At 66.3% G+C, this 13,337-nt stretch carries 12 protein-coding genes; 9 read left to right on the top strand and 3 right to left on the bottom strand.

Translation table 11 applies throughout. The features are described from left to right. Window positions 1-118 precede the first annotated feature (118 nt). The 3 genes from H7U20_RS29115 (at window position 119) to H7U20_RS29105 (ending at window position 2,172) form a co-directional block, all read left to right on the top strand. Window positions 119-493 carry a hypothetical protein gene (locus tag H7U20_RS29115; protein WP_199762620.1) on the top strand — a complete coding sequence of 125 codons (375 nt, stop codon included), beginning with the start codon at window positions 119-121 and terminating at the stop codon, window positions 491-493. Between the two features lie 153 nt (window positions 494-646). Continuing rightward, window positions 647-1,498 carry an alpha/beta fold hydrolase gene (locus tag H7U20_RS29110; RefSeq protein ID WP_199762619.1) on the top strand — a complete coding sequence of 284 codons (852 nt, stop codon included), beginning with the start codon at window positions 647-649 and terminating at the stop codon, window positions 1,496-1,498. A 131-nt stretch (window positions 1,499-1,629) separates the two neighbouring features. Further along, window positions 1,630-2,172 (top strand): PEP-CTERM sorting domain-containing protein, encoded by a 543-nt coding sequence (locus H7U20_RS29105; protein WP_199762618.1) that lies wholly within the window; start codon window positions 1,630-1,632, stop codon window positions 2,170-2,172. 157 nt (window positions 2,173-2,329) lie between these two features. Here H7U20_RS29105 and gatB read toward each other — a convergent pair whose 3' ends face one another. The 3 genes from gatB to gatC all read right to left on the bottom strand — a co-directional run bounded on the left by gatB (window position 2,330) and on the right by gatC (window position 5,832). Further along, on the bottom strand, window positions 2,330-3,790 hold the full coding sequence (gene gatB / locus H7U20_RS29100) for an Asp-tRNA(Asn)/Glu-tRNA(Gln) amidotransferase subunit GatB (RefSeq protein ID WP_199762617.1): 1,461 nt from the start codon (window positions 3,788-3,790) through the stop codon (window positions 2,330-2,332). A gap of 159 nt (window positions 3,791-3,949) precedes the next feature. Next, on the bottom strand, window positions 3,950-5,434 hold the full coding sequence (gene gatA, locus H7U20_RS29095; protein ID WP_199762616.1) for an Asp-tRNA(Asn)/Glu-tRNA(Gln) amidotransferase subunit GatA: 1,485 nt from the start codon (window positions 5,432-5,434) through the stop codon (window positions 3,950-3,952). Window positions 5,435-5,529: 95 nt separating this feature from the next. Further along, complete coding sequence (gene gatC, locus H7U20_RS29090) at window positions 5,530-5,832, bottom strand: Asp-tRNA(Asn)/Glu-tRNA(Gln) amidotransferase subunit GatC (protein ID WP_199762615.1); 303 nt, start codon at window positions 5,830-5,832, stop codon at window positions 5,530-5,532. Window positions 5,833-6,135: 303 nt separating this feature from the next. Here gatC and H7U20_RS29085 point away from each other — a divergent pair, with 303 nt between their 5' ends. From H7U20_RS29085 to H7U20_RS29060, 6 genes are all read left to right on the top strand, one after another. Then, the gene (locus H7U20_RS29085; protein WP_093389874.1) at window positions 6,136-7,179 is read left to right on the top strand and encodes a rod shape-determining protein; all 1,044 of its coding nucleotides are present in this window, start codon (window positions 6,136-6,138) and stop codon (window positions 7,177-7,179) included. A 101-nt stretch (window positions 7,180-7,280) separates the two neighbouring features. Beyond that, window positions 7,281-8,255, top strand: coding sequence for a rod shape-determining protein MreC (gene mreC / locus H7U20_RS29080; protein ID WP_199762614.1), 975 nt, complete (start codon window positions 7,281-7,283; stop codon window positions 8,253-8,255). After that, entirely contained in the window at window positions 8,252-8,764 is a 513-nt protein-coding gene (gene mreD, locus H7U20_RS29075; RefSeq protein WP_199762613.1) for a rod shape-determining protein MreD, read from the top strand. Before mreC ends, mreD begins: the two co-directional genes overlap by 4 nt. Before the next feature lie 67 nt (window positions 8,765-8,831). Beyond that, on the top strand, window positions 8,832-11,093 hold the full coding sequence (gene mrdA / locus H7U20_RS29070; protein WP_199762612.1) for a penicillin-binding protein 2: 2,262 nt from the start codon (window positions 8,832-8,834) through the stop codon (window positions 11,091-11,093). A 10-nt stretch (window positions 11,094-11,103) separates the two neighbouring features. Then, a complete protein-coding gene (rodA, locus tag H7U20_RS29065) occupies window positions 11,104-12,216 on the top strand; it encodes a rod shape-determining protein RodA (protein WP_199762611.1) in 1,113 nt (370 codons plus the stop codon). 20 nt (window positions 12,217-12,236) lie between these two features. Beyond that, window positions 12,237-13,274 (top strand): septal ring lytic transglycosylase RlpA family protein, encoded by a 1,038-nt coding sequence (locus H7U20_RS29060; RefSeq protein WP_199762652.1) that lies wholly within the window; start codon window positions 12,237-12,239, stop codon window positions 13,272-13,274. Window positions 13,275-13,337: the final 63 nt, after the last annotated feature.

Genomic DNA, 13,337 nt, shown 5'->3' with positions numbered 1-13,337 from the left:
ACGCTTGGCCTCGGTTGGCGTGGACTTTGAAATTTCTTTGGTGTAACCTTTACGGGTAAGCACGTTTGGACGTTTATTCAACACCGGCCGCCCAGGTCGAGGAGACGAAGGTACAACCATGAACATTGCAACCTTGAAGGTCAACGGCGACGACGCCGCGCTGGCGGACATCCTCGACGGCCTGCCGGCCGAACCGGACAGCCACTGGCAAAAGGGCGACGTGCGCCCGGACGGCCGGGTGCGCATCGACTCCGGCTTTTACGTCAGCCTCGGCACGGACAAGAACCCGGACCAGCTGCTCAAACAGGTGCGCTCCTTCCTAGCCGAGTGCACCGCGCGCGGCATCCACTTCGAGCGTTCCGACGTGGCGGCCGAACTGCGCATCTCCTTCACCGTCGACGATCCTGCCAAGGCCACGCCGACGCTGGACTTGTCGCTGGCCGACCTGTCGCTGCTGGTGGAAACCGGCATCTCGCTGAGCATCACCGGCTGAGCATCACCGGCTGAGCATCACCGGCTGAGCGGCCGGCCGCTTGCCGCTGCGCCGAACCCTGCGCGCGCCGCCCGGCGCCGCTGAGGCGTTGCGCGGAAGCACCGACCGACGCTACACTGTCAGTTTTGCCAAAAGCATAACTGGAGCCAGCCCATGCGTTTTTCCGAAGATCGTTTCGCCCCCCTCCACGTCGACGGCCAGACCGAACGCAAGATCCACGTGTGGGAGCCGGCCGCGCCGCGCGCCGTCATCCTGGCGCTGCACGGCGGCATGGCCCACGCCGGCGACTACGTCACCCCGGCGCTGTATTTCCGCGCCCACGGCATCGCCACCGTCAGCTACGACATGTGCGGCCACGAGGGCGCGCACCGAGCCGACATTCCCGGTTTTCATGTTTTTCTCGATGAAGGTGAAAAATTTTTAAGTTGGGTCAAGCACAGCTATCCCGGCCTGCCGATCTATGTGATGGGCCACTCGATGGGCGGCCTGATCGCCACCCACCTGGGGCTGCAGCGTTTCCCGGCCGATCCGGCCATCAAGGGCTTCATCCTGTCCTCGCCGTACTATGTCAACGCGATCAAGGTCTCGCCCATCCTGCAGGCGCTGTCCGGTGTGCTGGCGCGGCTGCTGCCGACCATGAAAGTGCCGCTGGCGCCGTTGGCCGAGGTGCTGACGCACGACCGCGCCATCACCGCGCGCCACCAGGCCGACGAGCGCGACAACATCCGCGCCAGCGAGATCACGGTGCGCTTCGCCCACGCGCTGGGCCAGGCCCAGCTGGGCTTGGCCGAGAAGTTGCCGGCCTGGCGCTATCCCTTGTTCGCCGCCATCGCCGGCGACGACCGCCTGGCCGACTCGGCCGCCAGCGAGGCGATGCTGGCCACCTTGCCGGCCGGCCTGCTGGAGCTGCATCGCTATCCGCAGAACTTCCACGAAAACTTCAACGAGCTCAACCGCGAACAGATCTTCGCCCAGATCCTCGACTGGATCGGCCGGCACGGTTAGGAATGTGACTATTTCCTGCTGAATTGTTGTCGCACAATTAACAAAAAATAAGAAAATATTATCGAATTCGGTATGATGCGGGCTCGCGCCGCCTCTGCGGCTCTTACCCTGCTCACACCAAGGAATCCGATATGAAAAAACTTTTCTGTGCCGCGCTGATCACGGCCTCGTTCGCTTCGGCCGCTCAGGCCGAAGTCTACAATTTCTCCTACACCTTCGGCGGCAACGGCCTGGTCATCGACGGCTCGATGAACGGCGATCTGCACGGCGATCTGCTGGACAACATCTCCGATGTCAAAGTCAACTTCAACGGCCACGCCTTCACCGGCACGCTGTACCAGGCCGCCTGGAACGAGCAGACCAGCAACTGGGACAACAGCCTGGGTGCGGTGGTGTCCACCGACGCTGCGAAGAACAACTTCCTCTTCGTCGACACCAAGGATCCGACCAGATTCAGCAACAACTACTTCTACTTCACCAACAACAACAGCATCGGCAGCGAAGTGTTCGCCGTCAGCTACAGCCGTGGCGACATCGGCTGGGACAATCCGGCCAATCCGCATGGCAACTGGACGCTGACGGCCGCGCCGGTGCCGGAGCCGGCCGAGGGCGCCATGTTGTTGGCCGGCCTGGGCCTGATGGGCGTGCTGGCGCGGCGCCGCCGCCAAGCTTGATCGGCCAGCATTGGCGGGCTGAGCCCAATTAAAGCGAACCCACAGGCGGAATCTGGGGTCAGACCCTGCGGGTCTGACCCCGGCACTCCCCCCCCCCCCGGCACTCCGCCTGTGGGTGTTTTTTGTGGCCGCTGGCGCTACGACTGCCAGCTCAGCTTCAGCCTGCCAGTTTTTGCTTGAGCAGCTCGGTCAGCTGGGCCGGGTTGGCCTTGCCTTTCGAGGCCTTCATGGCCTGGCCGATCAGCGCGTTGATGGCCGCTTCCTTGCCGGCGCGGTACTGCTCGACCGACTTGGCGTTGGCCGCCAGCACCTCGTCGACGATGGCTTCCAGCGCGCCGCTGTCGGAGATCTGCTTCAAGCCCTTGGCCTCGATGATGGTGTCGACCAGCTGCTCGTCGGCCGACTTGGCCTCCCACATCGCGGCGAACACTTCCTTGGCGATCTTGTTGGAGATGGTGCCGTCGGCGATACGCCGCAACATCAGCGCCAATTGCGCCGCCGACACCGGCGCGGCGGCGATGTCGACGCCCTCGCGGTTCAAGGTCGAGGCGACGTCGCCCATCAGCCAGTTGGCGGCGGCCTTGGCGTTGTCCTTGCCGGCCTTGGCCACCACCGCCTCGAAGTAGCGCGCCATGTCGAGCGACTGGGTCAGCACCAGCGCGTCGTAGTCGGACAGCGCGTAGTCGGCGCCGAAGCGGGCGCGCATGGCGTCCGGCAGTTCCGGCATGGCGTCCTTGACGCGGGCGATCCACTCCGGCGAAATCATCAGCGGCGGCAGGTCCGGGTCGGGGAAGTAGCGGTAGTCCTGGGCGTCTTCCTTGCTGCGCATTTGGCGCGTTTCCTTGCGGTCCGGGTCGTACAGGCGGGTCGCCTGCACCACCTCGCCACCGTCCTCGATCAGCTCGATCTGGCGGCGCACCTCGACGTGCACGGCCTCCTCGATGAAGCGGAAGGAGTTCAGGTTCTTGATCTCGCAGCGGGTGCCCAGCTTGGTGTCGCCGACCCGGCGCACCGAGACGTTGACGTCGCAGCGGAACGAGCCCTCCTGCATGTTGCCGTCGCAGACGCCGAGCCACATCACCAGCGAGTGCAGCGCCTTGGCGTAGGCCACCGCCTCGGCGGCGCTGCGGATCTCCGGCTCGGAGACGATCTCCAGCAGCGGCGTGCCGGCGCGGTTCAAGTCGATGCCGCTCATGCCGTGGTAGTCCTCGTGCAGCGACTTGCCGGCGTCCTCTTCCAGGTGGGCGCGGGTCAGGTTGACGGTCTTGGTGACGAACTCGCCGTCCTTTTCGTAGCCGAAGGTGAGCGAACCGCCTTGCACCACCGGGTCCTCGAACTGGCTGATCTGGTAGCCCTTCGGCAGGTCGGGGTAGAAGTAGTTCTTGCGCGCGAAGATGGACTGCGGCGCGATCGTGGCGCCGACCGCCAGGCCGAAGCGGATGGCCCGTTCGACGGCGGTCTTGTTCATCACCGGCAGCACGCCCGGCAGCGCCAGGTCGACCGGGCTGGCCTGGGTGTTGGCCTCGGCGCCGAACTTGATCGGCGAACCGCTGAAGATTTTTGATTCGGTGGTGAGTTGGACGTGGTTCTCAAGACCGATGACGACTTCCCATTGCATAGTGTTCTCGCTTTACTTGTTGGCCCGCGGGCCGTGTTCAGGTGCTTGCTCCGTCGTTCCCGCGACGGCGGGAATCCAGGTCGAGCTTGCGTTTTCCGCTTGCCGCGCTTGGCGGCACGCCCGGTATGGGTTCCCGCCTGCGCGGCAACGACGGCGTCGTTAGATGCCGGCCGGCGCGCGCAGGTGCCAGTCGGTGGCCAGTTGGAACTGGTGGGCGACGTTGAGCAGCCTGGCTTCGCCGAAGTGCTTGCCGATGATCTGCAGGCCGACCGGGCGCCGGGCGTTCTTCTCGCCCTGGCCGAAGCCGCAGGGGATCGACATGCCGGGCAGGCCGGCCAGGCTGGTCGACAGCGTGAAGATGTCGGCCAGGTAGGCGGCCACCGGGTCGTCGGACTTGTCGCCCAGGTCCCAGGCGACGGTCGGCGCGACCGGTCCCATGATGACGTCGCAGACCGCGTTCGGGCCGTTCAGCACCGCTTCGAAGTCCTGCGCGATCAGGCGGCGGATCTTTTGCGCCTTCAGGTAGTAGGCGTCGTAGTAGCCGTGGCACAGCACGTAGGTGCCGACCATGATGCGGCGCTTGACCTCGGCGCCGAAGCCTTCGGCGCGGGTCTTCTTGTACATGTCCTGCAGGTCCTTGTATTCGGCGGCGCGGTGGCCGTAGCGCACGCCGTCGAAGCGCGACAGGTTGGACGAGGCCTCGGCCGGGGCGATCATGTAGTAGGCCGGGATCGACAGCGCGGTGTTCGGCAGCGAAATGTCGACCAGGGTGGCGCCCAGCTTGACGTACTCGGCCAGCGCGGCGCGCACGGCCTGCTCGACGTCGGCCGCCAGGCCCGCGCCGAAGTACTCCTTCGGCACGCCGATGCGCAGGCCGCCCAGCGGCGCGTTCAGTTCGCGCGTGAAGTCCTCGTCGACGCCGCCCTGTTCCGGCGTCAGGCTGGTCGAGTCGCGCTCGTCGAAGCCGGCCATGGCGGTCAGCAGCAGGGCGCAATCCTCGGCGGTCTGGGCGATCGGGCCGCCCTGGTCGAGCGAGGAGGCGAAGGCGATCATGCCGAAGCGCGAGACGCGGCCGTAGGTCGGCTTGATGCCGGTGACGCCGCAGAAGGCGGCCGGCTGGCGGATCGAGCCGCCGGTGTCGGTGGCGGTGGCGCCCGGCGCCAGGCGGGCGGCGACCGCCGCCGCCGAACCGCCCGAGGAGCCGCCCGGCACGGCCGTGGTGTCCCACGGGTTCTTGACGGCGCCGAAGGCCGAGTTCTCGTTGGCCGAACCCATGGCGAATTCGTCGCAATTGAGCTTGCCCAGGGTGACCATGCCGGCGGCGTTGAACTTCTCCACCACGGTGGCGTTGAACGGGCTGACGTAATCGGCCAGCATCTTCGAGCCGGCCGTCGAGCGCCAGTCGCGCGTGACGAAGATGTCCTTGTGGGCGATCGGCACGCCGGTCAGCGGCGTGGCGGTGCCGGCGGCGATGCGCGCGTCGGCGGCGGCGGCCTGGGCCAGGGTCAGCGCGCGGTCGACGTGCAGGTAGGCGTTCAGCTGGCTCGCCTCGATGCGGTCGAGGAAATGGGTGGCCAGTTCGGTGGCGGAGATGGCTTTGCTTTGCAGCAGAGTCGACAGCTCTTTGATGGTTTTAGTGTGCATGGCGGGTCAATTCAATTCGGTCGGTGGCGGGGATCGTCGGTGGCGCGGGCGGCGCCGGCGCGCGGGTGCGCCGGCTCGCATACTCGCTTATGCGATCACTCGATCACCTTGGGCACCAGGTACAGGCCGTCCTGGGTCTTCGGCGCGACGGCCTGGTAGTCGGCGCGGCGGTTCGGTTCGGTGGCGACGTCCTCGCGCAGGCGCAGGGCGATGTTGTTCATGTGGGCCGCCAGCGGATGGCTGAGCGGCGCGACGCCGTCGGTGTCGACCGCCTGCATCTGTTCGGCCAGCGCGAAGATGCCGTTCAATTGGCCCAGCGCCGTGGCGGCCTGGTCCTCGCTCATCTCAAGTTGGGCCAGGTGGGCGATGCGTGTTACGTCGGATAAGGTCAGGGACATGGCGAATGGCGCGGACGGACCGCGCAATGATTAATTGTTATATTGATAAAAGTCTTGAAGTAAAGCTATTCGCGGACAAAAGCGCCGGAACGCCGCGCAAATCGCGCTGTGGCGGGCCGCGCTTTCGCGTGGATTTTCGGCAAATCGCATTCAAATTATAAGGTAGAATGGCGGGTTGATGCGTTGCCGGCGCTGAATTGTCGCTGCCGCCGCGTCTGAACAGACAGCGATCGCGCCGCCGGCGCCCGCTCGGCTACTCCCTATAACGGCTTACGCGCACATCTGAGGCGCCACAGGATACTCATGTTTGGTTTTTTACGTCGATATATCTCCACCGATCTGGCCATTGACTTGGGCACGGCCAACACCCTGATTTATGTACGCGGCCAGGGCATCGTCCTGGACGAACCCTCGGTGGTCGCGATCCGCCAGGAAGGCGGTCCGAACGGCAAGAAAACCATCCAGGCGGTCGGCAAGGAAGCCAAACAGATGCTCGGCAAGGTGCCCGGCAACATCGAGGCGATCCGCCCGATGAAGGACGGCGTGATCGCCGACTTCACCGTCACCGAACAGATGCTCAAGCAGTTCATCCGCATGGTGCACGACTCCAAATTCTTCCGTCCTTCGCCGCGCATCATCATCTGCGTGCCGTGCGGCTCGACCCAGGTCGAGCGCCGCGCGATCCGCGAATCGGCGCTCGGCGCCGGCGCCTCGCAGGTCTACCTGATCGAGGAGCCGATGGCCGCCGCGATAGGCGCCGGCCTGCCGGTGTCGGAAGCGACCGGCTCGATGGTGGTCGACATCGGCGGCGGCACCACCGAGGTGGGCATCATCTCGCTGGGCGGCATGGTCTACAAGGGTTCGGTGCGCGTCGGCGGCGACAAGTTCGACGAAGCCATCGTCAACTACATCCGCCGCAACTACGGCATGCTGATCGGCGAACAGACCGCCGAGGCGATCAAGAAGGCCATCGGTTCGGCCTTCCCGGGTTCGGAAGTGAAGGAAATGGAAGTCAAGGGCCGCAACCTGTCCGAAGGCATTCCGCGCTCCTTCACCATCTCGTCCAACGAGATCCTCGAAGCGCTGACCGACCCGCTCAACAACATCGTCTCGGCCGTCAAGAACGCGCTGGAACAGACCCCGCCGGAACTGGGCGCCGACATCGCCGAAAAAGGCATGATGCTGACCGGCGGCGGCGCGCTGCTGCGCGACCTGGACCGCCTGCTGATGGAGGAGACCGGCCTGCCGGTGCTGGTGGCGGAGGACCCGCTGACCTGCGTGGTGCGCGGCTCGGGCATGGCGCTGGAACGGATGGACCAACTCGGCTCGATCTTCTCCTACGAATGATTGACCACGCGGGGCCGCCAAACAGCGGCCCCGCTGCAATTTTGGATGCGGTGATAGGATAGCCCGTTCGTTGGCGCGCGAGCGCCGGATTATTGGAAGTCATGGAATACAGTCCTCCGCCACTTTTCAAACAAGGCGCCTCGGCCCGGGGCAAGATGACGGTGTTCGCCTGCATATCGATCGCGCTGCTGCTGGTCGATTCGCGCATGCATTCGCTGGCCGCGCTGCGCACCACCGTCGGCACCGTGCTGTACCCCCTGCAAATGGTCGCGCTACTGCCGCGCGACGCCATCTACGGCATGGGCGATTATTTTTCCAGCCTGTCGGCGCTGGAGAAGCAGGTGCGCGAACTCAAGCGCCAGCAGATCGCCACCTCGCAGGCGCTGCAGCAGGCGCAACTCAATTCCGTTGAAAACAACCAGCTGCGCAAGCTGATGGACGCGCACGAGCGCCTGCCGGTCAAGTCGATGCTGGCCGAGGTGCTGTACGACGCGCGCGACGTCAACAGCCGCAAGATCGTGCTCGATCGCGGCACCCAGCAGGGCGTTGCGCTGGGGCTGCCGGTGATCGACAACCAGGGCGTGGTCGGCCAAGTGACGCGGGTGTTCCCGTTCACCGCCGAGGTCACGCTGCTGACCGACAAGGAGCAAGCCATCCCGGTGCAGCTGCTGCGCAACGGCCTGCGCAGCGTCGCCTACGGCCGTGGCAAGGCGGGCACGCTGGAGCTGCGCTTCACCGCGCCCAACGCCGACATCCAGGTCGGCGACGTGGTGGTCACCTCGGGGCTGGACGGGGTCTACCCGGCCGGCCTGGCGGTGGCCCGCGTCAGCCAGGTGGAGAACAGCGCCGGCGGTTCGTTCGGCGGGGTGATCTGCCAGCCGCTGGCCGGCATCGCCAACAACACCCAGTTGCTGATCCTGATGTCGACGCCGGAGATGCCGCCGCGGCCGCCGGAAGAGGAAGTGCGCACGCTGAAAAAACACGCCGGCAAGATGGGACCGATCAAGGAGGCGCCGAAAGAGGGCGCCGCCGCGCCGGCCGCCGCGCCCGCCAAACCGAAAGAGGAGGCGCGATGAACCGCCCGCACTATATTCTGCTGCCGGTCAGCCCGCTGTTCATCGCCTTCAGCCTGTTCTGCGCCTTCCTGCTCAACCTGCTGCCCTGGGGCGGCTTCGTCGGCGCGCCGGACTTCGTCGCGCTGGTGCTGGTGTTCTGGGGCGTGCACCAGCCGCGCAAGGTCGGCATCGGCACCGCCTTCTTCCTCGGCCTGCTGATGGACGTGCACGACTCGACCCTGCTGGGCGAAAACGCGCTGGCCTACACGCTGCTGTCCTACTTCGCCATCATGCTGCACCGCCGCGTGTTGTGGTTCCCGCTGCTGACCCAGGCCATGCACGTGTTCCCGCTGCTGTTGATGGCGCAGTCGGTGCAGATGCTGGTGCGCTTCTTCGTCTCCGGCAAATTCCCCGGCTGGTTCTATTTCATCGAAAGCGTGGTGGCGGTGGCCTTGTGGCCGATCGCCACCTGGCTGCTGCTGGCACCGCCGCGGCGCGCGGTCGACCGCGACCACACCCGGCCGATTTGAAGCGGCCGCTTGCGGCGGCGCGGCGCCGCCGTCCCACTGTGTCACTTTGAGGTGTTGAGTCCCCTGCATGACTGAGATTAAGAATACGGAACGCGAGCTGCACCTGTTCCGCCTGCGCCTGACGGCGCTGGGCGGCCTGGTGTTCTTCTGCTTCGCGCTGCTGCTGGCGCGCTTTGTCTGGCTGCAGGTGATCAAGCACAGCGACTACGCCGCCCAGGCCGAGGACAACCGCATCGCCGTGGTGCCCATCGTGCCCAACCGGGGCCTGATCCTCGACCGCAACGGCGTAGTCCTGGCGCGCAACTACTCGGCCTACACGCTGGAGGTGACGCCGTCCAAGCTGCGCGTGCCGCTCGACGAGACCATCGACGAACTGGCCAAGCTGGTCGAAGTCGACATCAAGGACCGCAAGCGCTTCAAGAAGCTGCTGGAGGAGTCGAAGAATTTCGAGAGCGTGCCGCTGCGCACCCGCCTGACCGACGAGGAGGTGGCGCGCTTCACCGCGCAGCGCTTCCGTTTCCCCGGCGTGGAGATCCAGGCGCGCCTGTTCCGCCAGTATCCGCTGGGCGAGACCGCCTCGCACGTGATCGGCTTCATCGGCCGCATCAACCAGGGCGAGGCGCGGGCCATCGAGGCGCGCGACGACGCCGCCAACTACAACGGCACCGACCATATCGGCAAAGAGGGCCTGGAGAAGAGCTACGAGCGGCAGCTGCACGGCACCACCGGCTACGAAGAGGTCGAAGTGTCGGCCGGCGGACGGGCCATCCGCACGCTGTCGCGCACCCCGGCCGTGCCGGGCAATAACCTGATCCTGTCGATCGACATCGAGCTGCAGAAGGTGATCGAGGAGGCCTTCGGCGAGTGGCGCGGCGCGCTGGTGGCGATCGAACCGTCGACCGGCGACGTGCTGGCCTTCGTCTCGCGGCCCGGCTACGACCCCAACCTGTTCGTCGACGGCATCGACCAGCAGAGTTGGTCAGAGTTGAACAACTCGCTGGACCGGCCGATGGTCAACCGGCCGCTGTCGGGCACCTACGCGCCCGGTTCGACCTTCAAGCCCTTCATGGCGCTGGCCGCGCTGGAAACCGGCAAGCGCACCAGCAGCCAGGCGATCTTCGACCCCGGCTTCTACATGCTGGGCGGGCACCGCTTCAACGACGATGTGCGCGGCGGCCACGGCACGGTCGACATGCGCAAATCCATCGTGGTCTCCTGCAACACCTACTACTATGTGCTCGGCCACGACATGGGCATCGACCTGATCCACGATTTCATGAAGCCGTTCGGCTTCGGCCAGCCGACCGGCATCGATCTGGAAAACGAGAAGACCGGCGTGCTGCCGTCGCAGGAATGGAAGCGCGCCCGCTTCAAGGGCGCGTCGGCGCAGAAGTGGGTCGGCGGCGACACCATTTCGGTCAGCAACGGCTCCGGCTACAACTCCTACACGCCGCTGCAGATCGCCCACGCCGTGGCCAACCTGGCCAACAACGGCGTGGTGATGAAGCCGCACCTGGTGAAGATCGTCGAGGACGGCGGCACGCGGGCGCGCCAGCTGACCGTGGCCAAGGAGAGCTACCGCATTCCGCTCAAGCAGGAGAACATCGACTTCATCAAAAACGCCATGGTCGGCGTGACCAGCGAAGCGGGCGGCACCGCCTACCGCGTCTTCGCCAACGCCGGTTACACGGTCGGCGGCAAGACCGGCACGGCGCAGGTGATCGCGATCAAAAAGAACGAGAAGTACAACGCCTCCAAGCTGGCCGAGCGCCTGCGCGACAATTCGCTGTTCACCGCCTTCGCGCCGGTCGACAAGCCGCGCATCGTCATCGCCATGGTGGTGGAGAACGCCGGCTTCGGCGCCGCCATCGCCGCGCCGATCGCCCGCAAGGCGCTCGACTACTACCTGCTGGGCAAGCGCCCGACGGAAAAAGAGACCACCAAGGTGCCGAAGGAAGACGCCGAGTCGCTGGCGCCGGTGGAAGAGCCGAACTCCGAGGAGACGGCGGCGGCGATCGAGCTGGCCAAGCGTCCGCCGGCCGGCGCCGCCGCCCCCGCTGCGGCCCCGCTGCCGGCCAAGGGACCAGCCCCGGCGCCGCCGCTGCTTTCGCCGCCGGCCGCCGCGCCGGCGACGGGCAAGAATCCGGCCGCCGCGCCGGCGCGGAATCCGGCTCTAATCCCGACCCCGGCGCCGAACAGGGCGGCGGCCACCGCGCCGGCGACGAATCAGGCAACCGCGCCGGCCCAGGCGCCGCCGCCGCGCGCGCCGGGCGCCCCGGCCGTGACGACGCCGGCCACGCCGACGGCGGCCGAGCGCAAAAAACAATAAGGACAAGCAGATGCGTATAAACGAAAGGCGTTCGCTGTGGCGTCGCCTGCGACCCTATTTCACCGTGTTCGACGGCCCGCTGGCGCTGATCATCATCCTGCTGCTATCGACCGGCCTGGTGACGCTGTACTCGGCCGGCATCGGCATTCCCGGCAAGGTCGAGGACCAGCTGCGCAATATCTGCATGGCCTTCCTGGTGATGTGGATGGTGGCCAATATCAGTCCGCAGACGATGATGCGCGTCGCCGTGCCGGTGTATATCGTGGCGGTGCTGCTGCTGGTGGCGGTGGCGCTGTTCGGCACCATCAAGCTGGGCGCGCGGCGCTGGCTGCACGTGGGGATCGACATCCAGCCGTCCGAGTTCATGAAGATCGCCATGCCGCTGATGCTGGCCTGGTTCTTCCAGCAGCGCGCCGGCCAGCTGCGCTGGCATTCCTACGCCATCGCCGCCGTGCTGCTGGCCATTCCGGTCGGCCTGATCGCCAAGCAGCCGGACCTGGGCACCGCCTTGCTGGTGGTGGCGGCCGGCTTCAGCGTGATCTTTTTGGCCGGCCTGTCGTGGAAGGCGCTGGTCGCGCTGGCGGCGGTGGTCGGCGCCAGCCTGCCGGTGATCTGGTCGGTGCTGCACGACTACCAGCGCGAGCGCGTGATGACGCTGATCGACCCGACCTCGGACCCGCTGGGCAAGGGCTTCCACATCATCCAGTCGACCATCGCCGTCGGCTCGGGCGGCATCACCGGCAAGGGCTGGACGCACGGTACCCAGGCCCACCTGGAGTTCATCCCCGAGCGCACCACCGACTTCATTTTCGCCGTCTTCTCCGAGGAGTTCGGCCTGACCGGCAACCTGGTCCTGATGCTGCTGTATCTGCTGCTGATCGGACGCGGCCTGATGATCGCCGCCAACGCGCCGAACTTCTTCACGCGCCTGCTGGCCGGCGCCATCACCATGATTTACTTCACCTACGCCTTCGTCAACATGGGCATGGTGAGTGGCATCCTGCCGGTGGTCGGTGTGCCGCTGCCCTTCATGAGCTACGGCGGCACGGCGCTGCTGACGCTGGGCCTGGGGGCGGGTATTTTGATGAGCATTCAACGCCACCGCAAGCTGGTGCAAACCTGATGAGGACCGCCATGATTCCAATGACGACGCCGCGCAAGGCGGCTGCGGCGGCGCTGCCGCCGGCCCTGCCGTTCGTGCTGACCCTGTTGCTGGCGCTGGCCGGCTGCTCCAGCGTGCCGCTGACCTCGACCACGCCGCCGGCCCGCGTGCCGGCGCCAGTCGCGCCAGGCAAGGCCGGCACAAAACCGGAACCCGGCGTGCCGGTGCTGCCGGCGGCCGGTTCCGGCCGTGGCGGCTACTACCAGGACGACGGCCCGGGCGACAGTCCGCCGGCCAACCTGGCCGCCGTGCCGGACGCCGAAGTGCGCAACGATCCGCCGCTGCCACGCTCGAACCGTCCCTATGTGGTGTTCGGTAAAACCTACACGCCGATCACCGACAACCAGCCGTTCAGCCAGCGCGGCATCGGCAGCTGGTATGGCAAGAAGTTCCACGGCCAGCGCACCTCGTCGGGCGAGTTGTACGATATGTACAAGATGACGGCGGCGCATCCGACCCTGCCGATTCCCTCGTATGCGCGGCTGACCAATCTGGTCAGCGGCAACCAGGTGGTGGTGCGCATCAACGACCGTGGCCCCTTCCATTCGAACCGGGTGATCGACGTTTCCTACACGGCGGCGCTGAAACTTGGCCTGTTGGGCAAGGGCAGCCACGAGCTGCAGATCGAGCGCATCCTGCCCGCCGAGGTCGAGCGCATGCAGGCCGGGCGTGGCGCCAAGCCGCAGCCGCAGCCGCAGCCGTTGGAAGCGCAACCGCAGCCGCAATTAGTGTTGGTACCGGTGGCGGTGCCGACGGCCGTGCCGGCGCTGGCCTCGGCCGCCGCCGCGCCGCTCACGCCGGGTTTCTATCTGCAATTGGGCGCCTACACGCGGGCGGAAAACGCCGAGTCGGTGCGCAACCGCCTGCAGCAGGCCGGCGTGGCGCTGTTGGAGGTGGTGCAGGGTGGTTCTGTGTATCGCTTGTTCAGCGGCCCGTTCGCCAGCCGGCAGGACGCGAGCCAGGCGGCGCAAGGGCTGCCTGCCGTGCTGAGTTTGAAACCGATCGTCATCCAGCGCTGAATTGGTGTCTTGCGGGACTGCCGCTGGAGCAAAAAAGAACCCAGAGGCGCAAACCTGGGGTGG

Source organism: Rugamonas violacea (assembly GCF_016461825.1).
Classification (GTDB): Bacteria; Pseudomonadota; Gammaproteobacteria; order Burkholderiales; family Burkholderiaceae_D; genus Rugamonas.
This window is presented reverse-complemented; position numbering and strand designations above follow the sequence as displayed.